We start from the raw sequence: 18,532 nt of genomic DNA on the forward strand, positions 1-18,532 counted from the left end.
GTGCGGGATGCCGACTCGACTGGCACCACTTGCTGTGTTGAGCGGTATACCTGTGAGTCATTTTTATGACTCACAGGTATACCGCTCAACAGGAGATGACTTACCCGACGGCGACGCGCCAGCGCCGCGCCGCGCGGTCGCGGAGCGCCCGGGTCGCGTATCCAGGCCACGTAGTCGTGAATCCGCCTCAGTGGTTTCTCCCCGGCAAGCCGCCGTCCACCATGTCGGCATGCCGCACACGCGCCTCGTCACCCTGCTCGGCAAAGCTGTCCGCCAGCAGCGGCATCTGCGCGACCTGACCCAGTCCGAGCTGGCCAAGGCGGCGGGGGTCACCCAGGCGGCGGTTGCGCGGATCGAGAGCGGCAATCGCGCTGTGAGCATCACTCTGCTCGAGCGGTTGTTCGCCGCGATGGACGTGCAGTTGGTGGTCGGGGTCGAGCCGCTGGACGCTCATCTCGACGCTCGCATCGACGAACTGGCCGCCCGCCCGATCGGCGAACGCATCGACGAGCTGGGCCTCAACGAGACGCTGGACCGACTGACCGACTTTCCGCAGGTGCTCACCGGCAGCACGGCGGCGCTGTTGCAGGGCGCGCCGGTGCCGGTGGACGCCGTCGAGATCGCCCTCCGCTGGCAGGACTCGAAACGGTTCACCGGCTGGCTGGAGGCAAACTACGGCCAGCGGTGGAACGCTCGGTGGGGCGAGTTCGGCGGGGTGTGGTTGGAGCCGGAGGAGCCGGGCGAACACCGTTGGTCGACCCGGTACGGCGAGATCAGGGCGACCATGTGCGACGAGCTGCCCGAGACGATCGAGGTGCGCCACGGTGGCCGCGACTATCGGGTGGTGCCGCTGGTCGAGTTGGAGCTGACCGAGCCGCGGGCCGCCGACCTGCTGCGCCGCTACCGGGCCCGGCACCGCGCCGTCCAGAGCTAGATCCCCAGGACGACGCGGGCGACGCGGGTCGGGGTCAGCCGGCAGTGCGCTCCCAGTCGATGGTGGGACGGCCAGCGTCGGCGAGGGCCTTGTTGGCGGCGCTGAACGGGCGGCTGCCCAGGAAGCCGCGCGGGTTCATCGGGCTCGGGTGGCCGGCCTCCAGCACGACGTGCCGAGAGTTGGTGACCAGGCCGGCCTTCTTGCGGGCGTAGCCGCCCCAGAGCAGGAAGACCACCCGGTCCGGCAGGGCGTCCAGCGCCCGGATGGTGGCGTCGGTGAACTCCTCCCACCCGGCGTTCGCGTGCGAGCCGGGGGTGGCCTGACGGACGGTCAGCACCGCGTTGAGCAGCAGCACGCCCTGCGCCGCCCAACCGTCGAGGTTGCCGCTGCGCGGCTTGGGCACGCCCACGTCCTCGCCCAACTCCTTGAAGACGTTACGCAGCGAGGGCGGCACCGACACGCCCTCGCGGACGCTGAAGCTCAGCCCGTGCGCCTGCCCGGCCCGGTGGTAGGGGTCCTGCCCGAGGATCAGCACCCGGGTGGCCTCCGGCGGGCAGAGCCGGTACGCCGAGAAGAGGTCCTCCAGCGGCGGGAAGACGGTCTGCGTCGCGTACTCCCGGGCGACGAACTCGGCCAGCGCGGCCGTGCGGGCCGGGTCGAGGTGCGGGGTGAGGACGGCACGCCACTGCTCCGGCAGCAGCGCCAGCAGATCCAGGGCGGGGGCATCGTCGGGCATCAAAAACCTCTTCCAGCGCGGGTCGGTCCCCCGCACTCTAGGCATCACGTCCGACAGCGCCGCGCCCTAACCCAGCTCGGCCAACCGCCGAGCCCAGTCACCACCGACCGGATCCAGCTCGACGACCCGGGTGTCGTCGTCGCGGCGGTCGATACGGACCCGCAGGTGCGCGTCGACCAACTGCTCCACCAGGCCCTCGCCCCACTCCACGACGGTCACCGACGCGTCCACCGAGGCGTCCAGGTCCAGGTCGTCGATCTCGGCGCGCGGGTCGCTGGCGGCGCCCAGCCGGTACGCGTCGGCGTGTACGAGGGCCACCCGACCGCCCCGGGCCGGATCGGGCCGGTGGACCCGGGCGATCACGAACGTCGGCGAGGTCACGTCCCCGAGGACGTTGAGCCCAACACCGATGCCCTGGGTGAGCGCGGTCTTGCCGGCGCCCAGGGGGCCGGTCAACAGCACCAGGTCACCGGCCCGCAGCAGCCCGGCCAGCCGGCGGCCGAACTCCCGAGTGTCCTCGACGGTCGGCAGTTTGACGACGAAACTCACCGGTCCTCCATGCTCTCCAGTGATTCGAGGAACCGCTCCAGCGCGGCGTTGACCTCGTCGGCGTGCTCCAGCATCACCACGTGACCACTATCTTCGATCTTGATGAACTCGGCGTGCGGCAGCCGCCGGACGATCTCCTCGGAGTGGGTCACCGGCGTGATCATGTCCTTGTCGCCGACGACCACCAGCACCGGCGCGTTCGCCAACGCCGCCAGCGCCGGGAAGCGCGAGTGCGTGGCGAGAGTCCGCAGGTAGCGGGTCACTGTGTCGGCCGAGGTCCGGGAGTTCATGGTCTCCACGTAGGACACCAGCCGAGGGCTGGGCTTACGGGTGCCGAAGCCGTACTTGCGGGTCAGCAGCCAGGCCACGTTCGAGGTCGACTTACGGGCCCTGTCGATCACCGGGCCGCCGTACCGGGTGGCGTTGCTGACCATGTAGAGCACCGGACCACCGACCCGGCCCAGCAGCGCCGGGGCGACCAGCTTGGTCTCCGCGACGAGACCCCCCGACGTGGCCATCAGTACCGTGCCCACCACCCGGTCACCGAACAGCTCCGGGAACAGCTCGGCGAACGCCATGATGGTCATGCCGCCCATCGAGTGCCCGACCAGCACCAGTGGCCCTTCCGGGGCGACCCGGTCGATCACCCGGCGCAGGGTCCGGCCGAGCACGGCCAGGTCGTACTCGCCGGTCTCCAGCCGGCCGGAGCGACCGTGACCGGGCTGGTCGTACGCCACGATCCGGTAGTCGCCGCGCGCGGCGAGCATCTCGCGCTGGAAGTGGAAGGTGCCCATGTCCAGGCAGAACCCGTGCACCAGCACCACCGTCGGGTGGCCCGGCACCGGACGGGTCGGCTCGACCACCTCGACGTGGATGTCGGTGCCGTCCGGCAGCTCCAGCCGGAAAGCCTCGTCGTACCTCTGCTCGCCGAACGTCTCCTGCGCGTACCGGTCGGTCGGGTCGGTCTTCAGCCGGCGGACCAGGGTGCGTTCGGTCGCGACGCCGGCCGCCAGACCGGCCGCCGCCACCCCCACCGCGGCGCCGACCAGGCCGGCCACGCGGCCCGCTGCGGTCCGTGGACGCGGGATGCGGTACGCCATCAGGGGCGCTCGCCGTCGTAGACGCGCGGCACCCGGGTGCTGCCGAAGCGGGTGACGATCTCGTAGTTGATCGTGCCGACCGCCTCGGCCCAGTCGTCGGCCGTCGGCTCGCCGTCGGCGCCGCTGCCGAACAGGGTCGCCACGTCGCCGTCGGCCACCGGGTCGTCGCCGCAGTCGAGCACGAACTGGTCCATGCAGACGCGCCCGGAGATCGTCCGCCGCGCGCCGGCGAGCTGCACCGGCCCGGTGTTGGAGGCGTGCCGGGGCACACCGTCGGCGTACCCGAGCGGCACCACGGCCAGGTTCGCGTCCGACTCGGTGGTGTAGGTGTGACCGTAGGAGACGCCGGTGCCGGCGGGGACCCGCTTGGTGAGCATCACCCGGGCCCGGGCGGACATCGCCGGACGCAGCCCGTACGTCTCGCCGGCCACCGGGGACAGTCCGTAGATGGCCAGTCCGGGGCGGACCAGGTCGAAGTGCGTGTCGGGGCGGGTCAGGGTGGCCGCCGAGTTGGCCAGGTGCCGCCACCGGGGGCGCAGCCCGGCGCGCTCGACCATGGCCAGTCCCTCGTGGAAGACGGCGAGCTGCCGGTCGGTGGTCGGGTGGCCGGGCATGTCGGCGTACACGAAGTGGCTCCACACACCGACCACCTCGACCAGGCCGTCGGCCTGGGCCTTCGCGGCGGCGTCGAGCAGGGCCGGCCAGTCGGCGACGGTGGCGCCGCCCCGCGACAACCCGGTGTCGATCTTCAGGTGCAGGCGGGCGGGGCGCTCGGCACGACGGCTCGCCTCGATCATCTCGTCCAGTTGCGGCAGGCTCGCGGCACCGAGATCCACCCCGGCGCTCACGCCCTCGTGCAGCGGCAGTCCGGGCGCGAGCAGCCACGCCAACACGGGCGCGGTGATCCCGTTCCGGCGCAGCGTGAGCGCCTCGTCGAGGGTGCAGACGCCGAGCCAGTCCGCTCCCCCGTCCAGTGCCGCGCGGGCGGCCGGAAGCATGCCGTGGCCGTACCCGTCGGCTTTCACCACCGCCATCATCTCGGCGGTGGTGCCGGAGCGGAGCCGGCTCACGTTCTCGCGGATCGCGTCAAGATCGACGCGTACCTCGGCCTGCCACATACGCCCAGACTACTTTCCAGCCTGATCACCGTGGGCGGCGACGCTCGGCCCGCCGCGCCGGTCGGGTCGGACGGGACGATCAGCCCAGCCGGGCGATGACCGGGCGCAGCGCGGTCACCACGTCGGGCGCGGTCACCGGGCCGCCGCGGGCCGCCTCCCGACCGGCCAGTCCGTGCAGGTACGCGGCCCCGGCCGCCGCCCGGTCCGCCGGCACCCCGGCCGCCAGCAGCGAGCCGAGCAGTCCGGCCAGCACGTCGCCGGTGCCGCCGGTGGCCAGCGCCGGGGTGCCGGTCGGATTGACGTACGCCCGGCCGTCCGGCGTGCCGATCACCGTGCGGTCCCCCTTGAGCAGCACCACCGCGTTCATCCAGGCGGCCAGTCGCAGCGCGGACCCGACGCGGTCGGCGCCCGGCTCCTCCCCGCACAGCCGGGTGAACTCCCGGTCGTGCGGGGTGACCACGATCGGCGCGTCCCGGCCGCGCAGCCGGTCGGCGAGTGAACCGTCGACCAGCAGGGTCAACGCGTCCGCGTCGAGCACCACCGGCACCGGTGTCGCCAGGACGGCCCGCAGCTCGGCCGCCGCCTCGTCTCCGGTGCCCAACCCCGAGCCGCACACCCACGCCTGCACGCGGCCGGCATCGGCCACCCGGGGCGTGGCGATCACCGAGGGATGCTGGCGCAGCACCTCGTCGCGGGCCCCACCGGCGTACCGGACCAGGCCGGTCGGCCCGGCGAGCGCCCCGCCGACGGAGAGCACCGCCGCGCCCGGGTACGTCGCCGAGCCGGTCGCCACCCCCACCACACCCCGGGTGTACTTCTCCGACGCGGCGCCCAGCTCGGGCCACCACCGCTGAAGGTCGGACCAGTCGGTGACGTTCAGCGCGGGGGTGCCCCGCAGCCAGGGCTCCAACCCGATGTCGACCAGCTCGACCTGCCCCGCCAACGCGGCGGCCGGCCCGACCACCAGGGCGGGCTTGAGCGCACCGAAGGCGACGGTCACGTCGGCGCGGACGGCGGTGGGCCGGCCGGACGCGGACAGCGGCACGTGCCCGGTGTCCACCGCGACCCCGCTCGGCACGTCCACGGCCAAGACGGTGGCCCGCTGGCCGTCGCGCCCACGCAGGTCGCCCAGCCGCTGGACGACCTCGTCCGCGTTCGCCCGCAACCCACCCGTGCCGCCGATCCCGACGATGCCGTCGAGGACCAGGTCGACGGGGCCGGCGGGGCGGTCGACCAACCGACCACCGGCGGCCCGCAGCGCGGCCAACCCGGCGACGTGCGCCCGGCCGGGGGTGAGCAGCAGGGCGGAGACCTCGACGCCCCGGCGGGCCAGTCGCTCACCGGAGTAGAGCGCGTCGCCGCCGTTGTCGCCCGAGCCCACGAGCAGCAGCACCCGGCCGCCGTACACGCCGCCGCGCTCGGCGAGCAGCAGGGCGGCCCGGCGGGCCAGCCCGGCGGCGGCGCGCTGCATCAGCGTGCCCTCCGGCAGCGTGCCCATCAGCCCCGCCTCGGCGGCCCGTACGTCGCCCACCCGCCACACCGGTCTCATGTCACCGTGTCCCATCCGTTCCGCGGGTCGGCCGGCACGGCCCACCCGGCCGACGTCACCGTTCCGCGACCACCATCGCCGAGGCGATCCCGCCGTCGTGCGAGAGCGACAGGTGCCAGTGGTTGATCCCCCGCTCGGCGGCCACCGCCGCGACGGTTCCCGTGACGCTCAGCCACGGCCGGCCGTCGGTGTCTGGCACGATCTCGCAGTCGTGCCACCGCAGGCCGGCGGGAGCGCCGAGGGCCTTGGCGACGGCCTCCTTCGCGGCGAAGCGGGCGGCCAACGACTCCGGCGAGCGGGGACCGCCGGAACGGGTGACCCGCTCCGGCCCGGTGAAGAGCCGGTCGGCGAGCAGCGGCGTCCGCGCCAGGGACCGGGTGAACCGGTCCACCAGGACGACGTCGAGGCCGACAGCGACGATCACCAGACCACCCTACCGGCGGCGGGGGCGGCAGATTAGCCGTCGGGCCCGCGGTGGGCAACGCCTGTGGACAGACCCGGGTACGACCGCGGCCCGGCATCCACAGGGCACCTCGGCACGGCCCGGCTCTGCCTAGCGTTCACCGCGTCGATGCCGATCCAACACGGGGGTGGGGTCATGACCGAGGAGCCGTTCGCCGTCCGGCCGCAGGAGCTGCGCGCGGAGGCCGGCGCGCTCGACGACGAGGCGTACCGGTTGGCGTGGGGTCTGGCGCGGGTGCCGGGGCTGCTGGTGCCGGCCCCGGGCTGGCGGACGGCCACGGCGCTGGCGGGGCTGGAGGCGGCCGGGCACGCCTGGTTCTGCCGGCTGGGCACGGCCATGGCGGTGACCGCCGATGGCATCCGTGGGGCGGCCGGGGCGTACGAGACCGTGGACGACCGGGCCGCCGGCCGGTTCGTCACCGTGCCCCGGTGAGCGGGGTCGGCTACCGGCAGCTCTGGGCGGCCGATCCGGAGGGTTGGCGGGCGGCCGGATCGGCCTGGTCCGGGTTGACCGGCCCGGTCCACCGGCACGCCGACGAGCTGGCCGGGACGGCCGGACGGCTGCGCAGTGGCTGGTCCGGTGCGGCGGCCACGGCAGCCGACGCCCGGCTCGCCGGCCTTGCCGACGAGCTGACGTCGGTGGCGCCGGCGCTGATCGAGGCCGACCAGACGCTGGCCGAGTTGGCCCGGCAGCTCGCCGTGGCGAAGGCCGAGCTCGCCGAGGCGGTCGCCCGGGCCGACGCGGCCGGCCTGGTGGTGGACCGAGCCGGTGGTGTGCGGGCGGCTTCGGTGGACCCCACGCACCCCGTCGGAGCCGGCATGACGGCAGCCGGGTCACCGGCCGGAACGAGGGCCGGCACGGCGGCGGGGTCGGCAGCCGGCACGGCGGCGGGCGCGGCGCTCGGAGTCGCGGTGGCGGGGGTGGCGGCGGCCGTACGCGCGGCGATCGGGCGCGCCGACGCGGCGGATCGGGCCGCCGCCGAGCGGTTGGCGGAGCTGGCCCGTGCGGCCGGCACCGGCTGGGCGTCCCCGGCACCGCCCGGCCGGCCGGCCGCCGGGGCGTCGCCGCCGGTCGTACGCGCCTGGTGGTCCGGGTTGACGCCGGCCCAGCGGCGCTGGCTGGTGGGGCACGAACCGGCGCTGGTCGGCGCCCTGGACGGGGTACCGGTGGCGGCCCGCGACCAGGCCAACCGCCTGCTGCTCGGCGCGCGGCGTGACGAGTTGCTGGCCGAGCGGCGGCGATTGTCGGCCCGGGTGCCGCCGGGACCGCTGGCGTCGGTGCGACTGCGCGCGCTGGCCGCGCGGCTGGCCGGCCTGGACACGCTGACCGAGCGGCTGGCCGGCGGGGCGCCGCGGGCGTACCTGTTGGGGCTGGACCCGACCGGTGAGGGGCGGGTGGTGGTGGCGCTCGACGACCCGGACCACGCCGATCGGGTGCTGACGTACGTGCCGGGGATGACCGCCGGGCTGGACGACGCCCCCGGCGAGCTGGGTCGGGCCGCCCGGGTGCTGGAGCGCTGCGCGGCGCTCGCGCCGGGTGAGCGCAGCGCGGCCGTGCTGTGGCTGGACTACGACGCTCCGGACTTCCTGAACGAGGCGGCGTCCGCCGGCCAGGCCCGGGACGCCGGGCCGGCGCTGCACCGTTTCCAGGAGGGGTTGCGCGCCACCCACGAGGGGTCGCCGGCCCGGCAGACGGTGCTCGGGCACAGCTACGGGTCGCTGGTGGTGGGGGTGGCCGCCCGCGAGCACGGGCTGGCGGCCGACGCGCTGATGTTCGTCGGTTCGCCCGGGGTGGGCGTGGCGCGCGCCGACGAGCTGGGCGTCCCGGCCGGGCAGGTGTGGGCCAGCAGGGCACCCGACGACGTGATCCGCCTGGCCCGGCCGGTGGACGAGCTGGTCCGCCCGGCCCTGCTGGGCGCGGCTCCGCTCGCCGCGGTGCTGGGTTGGCCGGATCGCACCGGCCACGAGCTGTGGTTCGGTCACGACCCGGCGGACGCCGGGTTCGGCGGCCGGGTGTTCCACAGCGGCCGCGGTGGGCATGCCGGCTACTGGGAGCCGGACAACCCGGCGCTGGACGGGATGGCCCGCGTCGTACTGGGCCGGTAGCAGGACCGGCCACGGGAGGCTCAGCCACTACTGTCCGCGCGGTACGACGACGGAACCCCGGCCACCGCGGGTGCGGCGCGGCCGGGGCTCCGGGGCGTGGCTGTCGACTACTCGACGGTGACCGACTTGGCCAGGTTGCGGGGCTGGTCCACGTCGTGCCCCCGAGCCGCGGCGATCTCGGCGGCGAACACCTGGAGCGGCACGGTGGTGACGAGCGGGGCGAGCAGGGTGGGCGTACGCGGCACGTAGATCAGGTGGTCGGCGTACCGGACGACGGCCTCGTCGCCCTCCTCCGCGATCACGATGGTCCGCGCGCCACGCGCCCGGACCTCCTGGATGTTGGAGACGACCTTGTCGTGCAGCATGCCGCGCCCCACCGGGGAGGGCACCACGCAGATCACCGGGGTGCCCTTGTCGATCAGGGCGATGGGGCCGTGCTTCAGCTCGCCGGCCGCGAAGCCCTCGGCGTGCATGTACGCCAGCTCCTTGAGCTTGAGCGCGCCTTCGAGGGCCACCGGGTAGCCGACGTGCCGGCCGATGAACAGCACCGTCGGCTCGGACTTCAGCTCGCGGGCCAGCTCGCGGACCGGCTCGATGCGGTCCAGCAGCTCACGCAGCTTGCCGGGCATCTCCTGGAGCTGGGCCACGACCGCGCCGACCTCGTCGGCGAACTTGATGCCGCGTACCTGGGCCAGGTGCAGGCCGATCAGGTAACAGGCCACGACCTGGGTGAGGAACGCCTTGGTGGAGGCGACGGCGATCTCCGGCCCACCGTGGGTGTAGAGCACGGCGTCGGACTCGCGGGGGATGGTCGAGCCGTTGGTGTTGCAGATGGCCAGCACCCGGGCCTTCTGCTCCTTGGCGTGCCGCAGGGCCATCAGGGTGTCCATCGTCTCGCCGGACTGCGAGATCACCACGATCAGCGTGGACCGGTCGAGCACCGGGTCGCGGTAGCGGAACTCGCTGGCCAGCTCCACCTCGCACGGGATCCGGGTCCAGTGCTCGATGGCGTACTTGGCGACCAGGCCGGCGTGGTACGCGGTGCCGCAGGCCACGATGAAGATCTTGTCGACGTCGCGCAGATCCTGGTCGCTGAGGCGGACCTCGTCCAGGGCGATCTCGCCGCTCTCGGTGAGCCGGCCGAGCAGGGTGTCGGCGATCGCCTGCGGCTGCTCCTCGATCTCCTTGAGCATGAACCAGTCGTAACCGCCCTTCTCGGCGGCGGACGAGTCCCAGTCGATGTGGAAGTCCTTGCCGCTGGCGGGCTGACCGTCGAAATCGGTGATCTCGATGCTGTCGCCGGTGATCAGGACGATCTGGTCCTGACCCAGCTCCACCGCCTCGCGGGTGTGCTCGATGAACGCGGCCACGTCGCTGGCCAGGTAGTTCTCGCCGTCGCCCCGCCCGACGACCAGCGGCGAGTTGCGCCGGGCGCCGACGACGGCACCGGGCACGGAGGCGTCGACCGCGAGCAGGGTGAACGCGCCCTCCAGCCGCTGGCACACCACCCGCATGCCGGCGGCGAGCAGTTGCGGGCCGTCCGGCTGGCCGGCGGCGCGCAGGTCGGCCAGCGCGGCGGAGAGCAGGTGCGCGGCGCACTCGGTGTCGGTGTCGCTGGTGAACTGGACGCCGTCGGCCTCCAGCTCGGCGCGGAGCCGGGCGAAGTTCTCGATGATGCCGTTGTGGATCACCGCGACGCGCCCGTCGGGCGCGACGTGCGGGTGGGCGTTGCGGTCGGTCGGCCCGCCGTGGGTGGCCCACCGGGTGTGCCCGATGCCGGTGGTGCCGTCACCGATGCCGATCGGACTGGCCGCGCAGGAGGTCGGGTCGTCGGCGGCCCGCTCGGAGAGCACCTTTTCGAGGTTGGCGAGCTTGCCGGCCTTCTTCTCGGTCAGGAGTTGGTCGTCGCAGACGATGGCGACGCCCGCCGAGTCGTAGCCCCGATATTCCAGCCGCCGCAGCCCGTCGAGCACGATGCTCAGCGCCGGGCGCGCGCCGGCGTATCCCACGATTCCACACATGGCCCGCAGCCTAACCCAGTTTCGCTCATCATGGGTGCTCGAAAGCCGGCTAAACAAGCACCGGATTTGAGCGATCGGTGGTTGGTGGGCCGCAATGGGACGAGCGTCACGAGCCGGGCCGGCGTTTCACGAGACCGGACGGGGTTGCGGGACGGCCGGGGCGTACGACAGTCTTCCGGCGGGTTCGGCGCACGCTCCGCTGACTCCTCGACCCCTTACCCACTCCCGCCCGGAGCAGCCATGTCCGACGCGCCGCCCCCCGAGTCGTCCCCGACGCCACCTCCGGACCCCGCCGCCCCGCCGCCGGACCCGACGGCCGCGCCGCCGCCGGCGAACCCGCCGTCCGGTTGGGCCGCGCCGGACGCCTTCCCGACGCCGGATCCGTTGGCGCCGGGCCAGCCCTGGGCGCCCCCACCGGCCTGGACCCCGCCGCCCCCGTCCACGTCGTGGACGCCCGATCCCACCGGCGGTGTACCGGTTACGCCGGAACCCGCCGGAACGGGCGCCTGGCCGCCACCCCCACCACCAGGACAGCCGTCGGCCGGCTACCCGCCGGGTTACCCGGCGCCCGGCTACCCGGCGCCCGGCTACCCACCGCCCGGCTACCCACCGCCGTACCTCTATCCCGGCTATCCGCCGCCCGCCCGCCCGGCCGCCAGCGCCGGTCGGGTGATCGGGATCGTCGTCGCAATCGTCGCGGCGCTCGCCCTCCTCGGGTGCGGATGCTTCTGCGTGTCCGGGTCACTGCTCAGCCGGCTCGCCCCGGACACGGTCGCCGAGGACCCTTACGACAGCGACCCCTTCGGCGACGACACCTGGCCGCCGAGCATCGCGCCCGAGCCGCCCACCGTGCCCGACACCCCCACGGCGGGGCCCACCAAGAAGCCGATCACGCGTCCGACGTCGGGTCCGGCCCCCGTGACGGTGGTCTACGAGGTCACCGGAGTGGGCCGGGCGGACATCGCGTACTTCGACGCCGAGAGCGATCTCATCCACGCCGACGACGCGAAACTGCCCTGGCGCATGACCATCCGCACCAACGGCCAGAGTCGGGTCATGGTGGAGGCCAGGTGGTCCGACTACGAGGAAAGGCCGATCGGCTGCACCGTCACGGTCACCGGCGCCGGAAAACCCGTGACGAACACGACCCAGGGGACCTGGGCCACCAGTTGTGAGCCCGAGTGAGGCTGGAGTCGGGTCAGCGGGTGACCGTAGGCTGGCGCAGGTGACGACGAGCACCGATGTCGACCCGCTGGTGGCCCGGATGCGGCCGTTCGGTACGACGATCTTCGCCGAGATGTCCGCCCTCGCCGTACGGACCGGGGCGGTCAACCTCGGCCAGGGTTTCCCGGACACGGACGGCCCGCCGGAGATGCTGGCCGCCGCCGCCGAGGCGCTGCGCGGCGGGCAGAACCAGTACCCGCCCGGCCCGGGGATCCCCGCCCTGCGCGCGGCCGTCGCGGCACACCAGCGCCGGTTCTACGACCTGGCGTACGACCCGGACGGCGAGATCGTGATCACGGCGGGCGCGACCGAGGCGGTGGCGGCCAGCATCCTCGCTCTCTGCGAACCGGGCGACGAGGTGGTCTGCTTCGAGCCGTACTACGACTCGTACGCCGCCTCGATCGCCCTGGCGGGCGCGGTCCGGCGGCCGGTCACGCTGCGTCCCGGCGCGGACGGCCGGTACGCGTTCGATCCGGCGGCGCTGCGGGCGGCGTTCGGGCCGCGCACCCGGCTGGTGCTGCTCAACTCGCCGCACAACCCGACCGGCAAGGTGTTCACGCCGGCCGAGCTGGCGCTGGTGGCCGAGCTGTGCCAGGAGTTCGGCGCGTACGCGGTCACCGACGAGGTCTACGAGCACCTGGTGTTCACGGACGCGTCCAGCGCGCACGTGCCGCTGGCGACGCTGCCCGGGATGTGGGAGCGGACGCTGCGCATCTCGTCGGCCGGCAAGACGTTCTCCTGCACGGGCTGGAAGATCGGCTGGGTGAGCGGCCCGGCGGCGCTGGTCTCGGCGGTGCTGCGGGTGAAGCAGTTCCTCACCTATGTCAACGCCGCGCCGCTGCAACCGGCGGTCGCGGTGGCGCTGGCCCTGCCCGACGACTACTACACGGGTTTCCGCGACGGACTCCAGCAGCGGCGCGACCAGCTCATCGGCGGCCTCACGGACGCCGGGTTCGACGTGCTGACGCCGGAGGGCACGTACTTCGTGACCGCCGACGTCACCGCGCTCGGCGGCACCGACGGGATGGAGTTCTGCCGGTCGCTGCCGGAGCGCTGCGGCGTCGTGGCGGTGCCCACCCAGGTCTTCTACGACGACGTCGAGGCCGGCCGGCGGCTGGTCCGGTTCGCGTTCTGCAAGCGCCCGGAGGTGCTGGCCGAGGCGGTCACCCGGCTGCGCGCTCTGACCCCGAGCCACTGACCGGTCCGGGTTGCCGGGCGGAAGCCCAGCGGCCCGGTGTGCGGCCGGTTACGCGGCGGCCGGGCTGGCCGTACGCACCAGGGCGGCGATCCGCTCGGCGACCTCGCGGGCGACCGCCTCGGTGGCGGCCTCGACCATCACCCGGACCAGGGGCTCGGTGCCCGACGGGCGCAGCAGCACCCGACCGGTCTCCCCCAGCTCGGCCTCGGCCCGCTCGACCTCGGCGCGGACGGCCGGCGCGTTGGCCCCGACGGTCCGGTCGCCGACCGGCACGTTGATCAGCACCTGCGGCAGCTTGGTGACCACCGAGGCCAGCTCGGCCAGGGACTGGCCGGTGGCCGCCATCCGGGCCATCAGGTGCAGCCCGGTGAGGACCCCGTCGCCGGTGGTGGCGTGGGCCGGCATGACGATGTGGCCGCTCTGCTCGCCGCCGAGCGCGAGGCCGGACGCGCGCAGCTCCTCCAGCACGTACCGGTCGCCGACCTTGGTCTCGATCAGCCGGATGCCCTGCGCGGACATCGCCAGCCGCAGACCGAGGTTGCTCATCACGGTCGCCACCAGGGTGTCCTGGGTGAGGGTCCCGGCCTCCCGCATGGCCAGCGCCAGGATCGCCATGACCTGGTCGCCGTCGACCTCGTCGCCGTCGGCGCTGACCGCCACGATCCGGTCGGCGTCGCCGTCGTGGGCGATGCCCAGGTGGGCGCCGTGCTGCACCACGGCCTCACGCAGCGCCTCGATGTGGTTGGAGCCGCAGTCGTCGTTGATGTTCAGGCCGTCGGGCTCGGCGTGGATCGCGACGACCTCGGCACCGGCCTCCCGGTAGGCGACCGGCGCCACCTCACTCGCCGCGCCGTTGGCGCAGTCGACGACGACCTTGATCCCGTCCAGCCGGTGCGGCAGTGCGCCGACCAGGTGCTGCACGTAGTGGTCCGCGCCGTCGAGCAGGTCGTGCACCCGGCCGACGCCGGCACCGATCGGGCGGTCCCAGGCGGTGGTGGCGTTCGCCTCCACCGCGGCCTCGATCTTCATCTCGATCTCGTCGGGCAGCTTGTGACCACCGGCGGCGAAGAGCTTGATGCCGTTGTCCGGCATGGGGTTGTGTGACGCGGAGAGCACCACGCCGAGGTCGGCCTTGGCCTCGGCGGTGAGGAAGGCAACGGCCGGGGTGGGCAGCACACCGACGCGTACGACGTTCGCCCCGGCACTGGTCAGCCCGGCCACGACGGCGGCCTCCAACATCTCGCCACTGGCCCGGGTGTCCCGGCCCACCACGGCGAGTGGCGGGTGACTGCGGTCCGTCTCGGCGAGTGTGTGCGCGGCGGCCACGGCCAGCGCCAGCGCCAACTCGGGCGTGAGATCGGCGTTCGCGCGCCCGCGTACGCCGTCCGTGCCGAACAACCGACCCATACCCGCCAACCTCCGATGAGCAACTGCCGATGAGGAGAAAGCGGAACGGCCGGTCCACCTCCCCGGTCGGGGGAGGCGGACCGGCCGTCCGTCAGAAGTACAACGCGCTGGGAAAGATCAGCGCTTCGAGTACTGGGGAGCCTTACGGGCCTTCTTGAGGCCGTACTTCTTGCTCTCCTTGACCCGGGCGTCCCGGGTGAGGAAGCCGGCCTTCTTGAGGGCCGGGCGGTCGTCCGGCTCGTTGACGATCAGCGCGCGGGCGATGGCCAGCCGCAGCGCACCGGCCTGGCCGGTGGTGCCGCCGCCACGCAGGTTGGCGATGACGTCGAACGCCTCGGGCTTCTCGGCGGTGACCAGCGGGTCCTTGATGAGCTGCTGGTGCACCTTGCTCGGGAAGTAGGCCTCGAGGTCGCGGCCGTTGCAGGTGATCTTGCCGGTGCCCGGAACGATACGGACCCGGACGATGGCCTCCTTGCGCCGACCCACGGTCTGGATCGGGCGGTCACCACGCGGCGCGCGGGCGACGGGCGCCGGCGCCTCGGTGGCCTCGGGGGCAACCTCGGTCTCGGTGATGTCGGTCATGCTGCTTCCTTCGCCCGCGCTCACTGCGCGATCTGCTTGATCTCGAACGGCACCGGCTGCTGTGCCAGGTGCGGGTGCTCGGCACCGGCGTAGACCTTCAGCTTCTTGATCAGCTGACGGCCGAGCTTGTTGTGCGGGAGCATCCCCTTCACAGCCAGCTCGATGGCCCGCTCGGGGCGCTTGGTCAGCAGCTCGTCGTAGCCAACCTGCTTCAGACCACCCGGGTAACCCGAGTGGCGGTAAGCGACCTTGGTCTGGCGCTTGTTGCCGGTCAGCGCAACCTTGCCCGCGTTCACGATGACGACGAAGTCGCCCGTGTCGACGTGCGGCGCGAAAGTCGGCTTGTGCTTACCACGCAGCAACGTGGCGGCGTGGGTGGCCAGGCGGCCCAGCACGACATCAGAGGCGTCGATGACGTGCCACTGACGCTCGATCTCACCCGGCTTCGGGCTGTACGTACGCACAGGTCTACCTTGTCTCGTCGTCGGTCTGGGGTCGCGCGCCGAGGTGACCAGAGCTAGCAGGCCGGACCAGCGCGCACGAACGACCAAGCGTACCTGATAGGGCACGCCTCTGGATGTCGTACAACAGCAGGCAACGATACCCGGCGCCCCATCGGCAGGTCAAAACGGGGGTGGACCGCCGCGCTCGGGCGCGACGGCCGTGACCCGGCTCACACGCCGGCGAGCCGCTGGAACGACCCCGGACGACGGTAGACGACCCAGGTGACCGCGAAGCACAGCGCGTACCAGCCGATGAACGCCAGGTAGGCGGCGTCCGCGTTGCCGGAGCTGAGGAACGACTGGCGGAAGGCGATGTTGACGAACACCCCGCCGAACGCCCCGATCGCGCCGGCGATCCCGATCAACGCGCCGGTCATCCGTCGCGCCCACCGGGCGGCGGCCTCCGGGTCGCGCGTGCCGCTGGCTACCGCGTCCGCCGCCCGGGCCCGGAAGATCGCCGGGATCATCTTGTACGTCGAGCCGTTGCCGACCCCGGAGAAGACGAAGAGGGTCAGGAACCCGGCCAGGTAGAGCCCGAACGAGCGCTCGCGGGCCGCGTACAGGACCGTGCCGGCGCCGAGCGCCATCGCCACGAAGTTCCAGAACGTCACCCGCGCCCCGCCGAGCCGGTCGGCGAAGTGCCCGCCCAGCGGCCGGACCAGCGAGCCGATCAGCGGCCCGAGGAAGGTCAGCCAGGCGGCGTCGACGGGGGTGGGGAACCGGTCGGCGAACTGGAGCTGGAGCACCTGACCGAAGGCGAAACCGAATCCGATGAACGACCCGAAGGTGCCGATGTAGAGCAACGACATGACCCAGGTGTGCGGGTCCCGGGCCGCCTCGCGCAGCGCTCCCGGCTCGTTGCGCGCCCCGGGCACGGTGTCCAGCCAGCGGGCCGCCGCCAGCGCGGCCAATACGATGAGCGGCAGGTAGACCGCGGGCACCAACCGGGGGTACGCGGCGCCGGCGGTGGCCAGCACCGCCAGGCCGACGAGCTGCACGGCCGGTACGCCCAGGTTGCCGCCACCGGCGTTGAGCCCGAGGGCGCGTCCCTTGAGGTGCTGCGGGTAGAACAGGTTGATGTTCGCCATCGAGGAGGCGAAGTTGCCGCCGCCGACGCCGGTGAGGCAGGCGAGCACCATGAGGGTGGAGTAGGACACCCCCGGCTCCAGCAGGATCGTCATCGGCACCGTCGGGAGCAGCAGCAGAAGCGCGCTGATCATTGTCCAGCGCCGCCCGCCGAAGCGGGCCACCGCCAGGGTGTACGGCAGCCGCAGCACCGCGCCCAACGCGGCCGGCACGGCGGTGAGCAGGAACTTTCCGGCCGGGTCGATGCCGTACGCGGGGCCGAGGAAGAGCACGGTCACCGACCAGAGACTCCACACGGAGAAGCCGACGTGCTCGGCGAAGATCGACACCCAGAGGTTGCGGCGGGCGATCGGCGCGCCCGTCGTACGCCAGAAGTCGGGGTCCTCGGGCCGCCAGTCGTCCAACGGGCGTCGACGCCCGCGGACGGCAGGTGGGTCGGCGGTGACTGCGGTGCTGGTGAGCGTGCTCACGGCGGCTCCTCCTCGTCGATCTGACGAGGAAAAACGCTAGGAAGGCGGAGTTACCTGGCAGTGCCTGTCGTGGGTCGGCCCGGAAACGCCTGCCGCACCACGGGCCGGGGGCGTTGGTGAGGTCCGTCGATTCAGAGCTGTTGGAGGATGCGCAACGCGCGGCCGACCCGGAGCATCGTGTCGGTGTCGGCGACGTCCACGCACTCGGTGAACCACTTCTTCATGGGCGAGGAGATCCGGTCGGGCATCACCACGTACGTACCCATCGGCACGGCCAGGGGCGAGTCGCGCAGCAGCGACTCCTCGACCACCTCGACGACGATCACGATGGGCACGTCGGTGGAGTTGTAGACGTCCGAGCTGATCACCAGACCGAGGCGTTCCCGGGCGCCCTCAATGCGCCAGACCTCACCCCTGCGCAGCACGCGGCGGTTCACCGGAGAAGAGGTCGTTGACCATGCCCACCTCGCGGGCGTCGGCGAGGGCGGCGGACTCCAGGTCGAGGCCGGCTCGTCCCACGGCGGCGGCGTGCGCGGTGAAGACCTCGCGCAGCGCCTTCTCCCGGGCGGCCTGGTCCATCCACGCTGAGAGGGACAGCCCTTCGCGCTTGGCGAAGCGCCGGGCCTCCTCGATCGTCTCGTCCGTGAACGACAGCGTCACCTTGGCAGTCATGCCGGTGAGACTACCCATCGGTATGACCATCAGTCATCCACGCGGCGGCCGGCTCGCCCCCGGGCGTCGAAACGTGCATATCGTCGCAGGCCCGGCCGCCCGTCAGCGAGCCCGGCCGCCGAACACTGCGAAGCGCCACTCCTTGAAGTAACAGTCGACGTCGACCAGGCCGGCCTCGGCGAGCCAGCGGCACTGGTCGGCGACGGTAGCCGGCCGGTCGTAGCGCATCCGTTCCCGGGAGGCGGCGATCTCCTGCGGTGACGACCCCAGCTCGGTGATCCGCGCGGTCCACACCTCGTCGTACCGCCGGTCCAGCTCGGGAGTCGGGCCGGCGACCTGCTCGGCGTTGACGAACACCCCACCCGGGATCAGAGCGGCGGCGGCCCGCCGGTACAGCGTCCGCTTGCCGGCGTCGTCCAGGTGGTGGATCGCGAGCGCGCTGACCACGGCGTCATACCGGCCGGGGGGCAGCTCGTCGGACAGGTCCGCCTCGACGGTCCGGTGCGGCACCGACCGCGCCGACAGCTCGTCGGTGGCGCGGGCCAGCATCGCCGGCGCGGCGTCCACAAGGGTCAGCCGGATGCCGGGCACGGCCGCGGCCAGCAGGAGCGAGAGCAGCCCGGTGCCCGCGCCCAGGTCCAACACCTCAGGGGTACGCCCCGCCGCCAGCGCGGCGCGCAGCGGCGGCGTGGCCACCTCTACGGCCGTGCCGTAGAAGGCGTCGAAGCAGGGCACCAGCCGCCGACGCGCCTCGTCGTAGGTGCCGGCCACCGCGTCGAAAACGTCCACCACACCCATGATGCTCTCCCATCATG

General features: G+C 73.1%; 19 protein-coding genes. 5 read left to right on the plus strand and 14 right to left on the minus strand.

The window, feature by feature from the left end; genetic code table 11:
- Nucleotides 1-229 precede the first annotated feature (229 nt).
- Complete coding sequence (locus ABZ272_RS16040) at nucleotides 230-934, plus strand: helix-turn-helix transcriptional regulator (RefSeq protein WP_355050706.1); 705 nt, start codon at nucleotides 230-232, stop codon at nucleotides 932-934.
- Nucleotides 935-968: 34 nt separating this feature from the next.
- On the opposite strand, the gene ung is transcribed toward ABZ272_RS16040, so the two are convergent.
- The 6 genes from ung to ABZ272_RS16070 all read right to left on the minus strand — a co-directional run bounded on the left by ung (nucleotide 969) and on the right by ABZ272_RS16070 (nucleotide 6,410).
- Entirely contained in the window at nucleotides 969-1,670 is a 702-nt protein-coding gene (gene ung, locus ABZ272_RS16045) for a uracil-DNA glycosylase (RefSeq protein ID WP_355050707.1), read from the minus strand.
- Nucleotides 1,671-1,736: 66 nt separating this feature from the next.
- Nucleotides 1,737-2,219, minus strand: coding sequence for a tRNA (adenosine(37)-N6)-threonylcarbamoyltransferase complex ATPase subunit type 1 TsaE (tsaE, locus tag ABZ272_RS16050; RefSeq protein WP_355050708.1), 483 nt, complete (start codon nucleotides 2,217-2,219; stop codon nucleotides 1,737-1,739).
- Nucleotides 2,216-3,319 (minus strand): alpha/beta hydrolase, encoded by a 1,104-nt coding sequence (locus ABZ272_RS16055; protein WP_355050709.1) that lies wholly within the window; start codon nucleotides 3,317-3,319, stop codon nucleotides 2,216-2,218. Before ABZ272_RS16055 ends, tsaE begins: the two co-directional genes overlap by 4 nt.
- Nucleotides 3,319-4,437 (minus strand): alanine racemase, encoded by a 1,119-nt coding sequence (alr, locus tag ABZ272_RS16060; protein ID WP_355050710.1) that lies wholly within the window; start codon nucleotides 4,435-4,437, stop codon nucleotides 3,319-3,321. Before alr ends, ABZ272_RS16055 begins: the two co-directional genes overlap by 1 nt.
- 79 nt (nucleotides 4,438-4,516) lie before the next feature.
- Complete coding sequence (locus tag ABZ272_RS16065) at nucleotides 4,517-5,986, minus strand: NAD(P)H-hydrate dehydratase (RefSeq protein WP_355050711.1); 1,470 nt, start codon at nucleotides 5,984-5,986, stop codon at nucleotides 4,517-4,519.
- Nucleotides 5,987-6,041: 55 nt separating this feature from the next.
- On the minus strand, nucleotides 6,042-6,410 hold the full coding sequence (locus ABZ272_RS16070) for a holo-ACP synthase (protein ID WP_355050712.1): 369 nt from the start codon (nucleotides 6,408-6,410) through the stop codon (nucleotides 6,042-6,044).
- Between the two features lie 174 nt (nucleotides 6,411-6,584).
- Between ABZ272_RS16070 and ABZ272_RS16075 the strand changes: the two genes are divergently transcribed.
- Both ABZ272_RS16075 and ABZ272_RS16080 read left to right on the plus strand, forming a co-directional pair.
- Nucleotides 6,585-6,881, plus strand: a complete 297-nt coding sequence (locus ABZ272_RS16075) for a hypothetical protein (RefSeq protein WP_355050713.1) — start codon at nucleotides 6,585-6,587, stop codon at nucleotides 6,879-6,881.
- Nucleotides 6,878-8,554 (plus strand): alpha/beta hydrolase, encoded by a 1,677-nt coding sequence (locus ABZ272_RS16080; protein ID WP_355050714.1) that lies wholly within the window; start codon nucleotides 6,878-6,880, stop codon nucleotides 8,552-8,554. The genes ABZ272_RS16075 and ABZ272_RS16080 overlap by 4 nt, the downstream gene beginning before the upstream one ends.
- A gap of 107 nt (nucleotides 8,555-8,661) precedes the next feature.
- On the opposite strand, the gene glmS is transcribed toward ABZ272_RS16080, so the two are convergent.
- A complete protein-coding gene (glmS, locus tag ABZ272_RS16085) occupies nucleotides 8,662-10,575 on the minus strand; it encodes a glutamine--fructose-6-phosphate transaminase (isomerizing) (RefSeq protein WP_355050715.1) in 1,914 nt (637 codons plus the stop codon).
- Nucleotides 10,576-10,815: 240 nt separating this feature from the next.
- Here glmS and ABZ272_RS16090 point away from each other — a divergent pair, with 240 nt between their 5' ends.
- Together ABZ272_RS16090 and ABZ272_RS16095 are read left to right on the plus strand one after the other, a co-directional pair.
- Nucleotides 10,816-11,760 (plus strand): MmpS family transport accessory protein, encoded by a 945-nt coding sequence (locus ABZ272_RS16090; RefSeq protein ID WP_355050716.1) that lies wholly within the window; start codon nucleotides 10,816-10,818, stop codon nucleotides 11,758-11,760.
- A gap of 40 nt (nucleotides 11,761-11,800) precedes the next feature.
- Nucleotides 11,801-12,997, plus strand: a complete 1,197-nt coding sequence (locus tag ABZ272_RS16095; RefSeq protein WP_355050717.1) for a pyridoxal phosphate-dependent aminotransferase — start codon at nucleotides 11,801-11,803, stop codon at nucleotides 12,995-12,997.
- A 48-nt stretch (nucleotides 12,998-13,045) separates the two neighbouring features.
- Here ABZ272_RS16095 and glmM read toward each other — a convergent pair whose 3' ends face one another.
- From glmM to ABZ272_RS16130, 7 genes are all read right to left on the minus strand, one after another.
- Complete coding sequence (gene glmM, locus ABZ272_RS16100) at nucleotides 13,046-14,404, minus strand: phosphoglucosamine mutase (protein ID WP_355050718.1); 1,359 nt, start codon at nucleotides 14,402-14,404, stop codon at nucleotides 13,046-13,048.
- A 117-nt stretch (nucleotides 14,405-14,521) separates the two neighbouring features.
- Nucleotides 14,522-14,986, minus strand: a complete 465-nt coding sequence (gene rpsI / locus ABZ272_RS16105) for a 30S ribosomal protein S9 (RefSeq protein WP_355050719.1) — start codon at nucleotides 14,984-14,986, stop codon at nucleotides 14,522-14,524.
- Between the two features lie 20 nt (nucleotides 14,987-15,006).
- Nucleotides 15,007-15,450 (minus strand): 50S ribosomal protein L13, encoded by a 444-nt coding sequence (gene rplM / locus ABZ272_RS16110; protein WP_007465158.1) that lies wholly within the window; start codon nucleotides 15,448-15,450, stop codon nucleotides 15,007-15,009.
- Nucleotides 15,451-15,659: 209 nt separating this feature from the next.
- Entirely contained in the window at nucleotides 15,660-16,979 is a 1,320-nt protein-coding gene (locus tag ABZ272_RS16115) for a nitrate/nitrite transporter (protein ID WP_355050787.1), read from the minus strand.
- Between the two features lie 197 nt (nucleotides 16,980-17,176).
- The gene (locus ABZ272_RS16120; RefSeq protein ID WP_355050720.1) at nucleotides 17,177-17,482 is read right to left on the minus strand and encodes a type II toxin-antitoxin system PemK/MazF family toxin; all 306 of its coding nucleotides are present in this window, start codon (nucleotides 17,480-17,482) and stop codon (nucleotides 17,177-17,179) included.
- Nucleotides 17,454-17,747 carry a DUF6364 family protein gene (locus tag ABZ272_RS16125; protein WP_355050721.1) on the minus strand — a complete coding sequence of 98 codons (294 nt, stop codon included), beginning with the start codon at nucleotides 17,745-17,747 and terminating at the stop codon, nucleotides 17,454-17,456. Before ABZ272_RS16125 ends, ABZ272_RS16120 begins: the two co-directional genes overlap by 29 nt.
- 72 nt (nucleotides 17,748-17,819) lie before the next feature.
- Nucleotides 17,820-18,515 carry a class I SAM-dependent methyltransferase gene (locus ABZ272_RS16130; RefSeq protein WP_355050722.1) on the minus strand — a complete coding sequence of 232 codons (696 nt, stop codon included), beginning with the start codon at nucleotides 18,513-18,515 and terminating at the stop codon, nucleotides 17,820-17,822.
- Between the last annotated feature and the right edge of the window lie 17 nt (nucleotides 18,516-18,532).

Origin of the sequence: Micromonospora sp. NPDC005979, from assembly GCF_040614415.1 — a bacterium.
Classification (GTDB): Bacteria; Actinomycetota; Actinomycetes; order Mycobacteriales; family Micromonosporaceae; genus Micromonospora.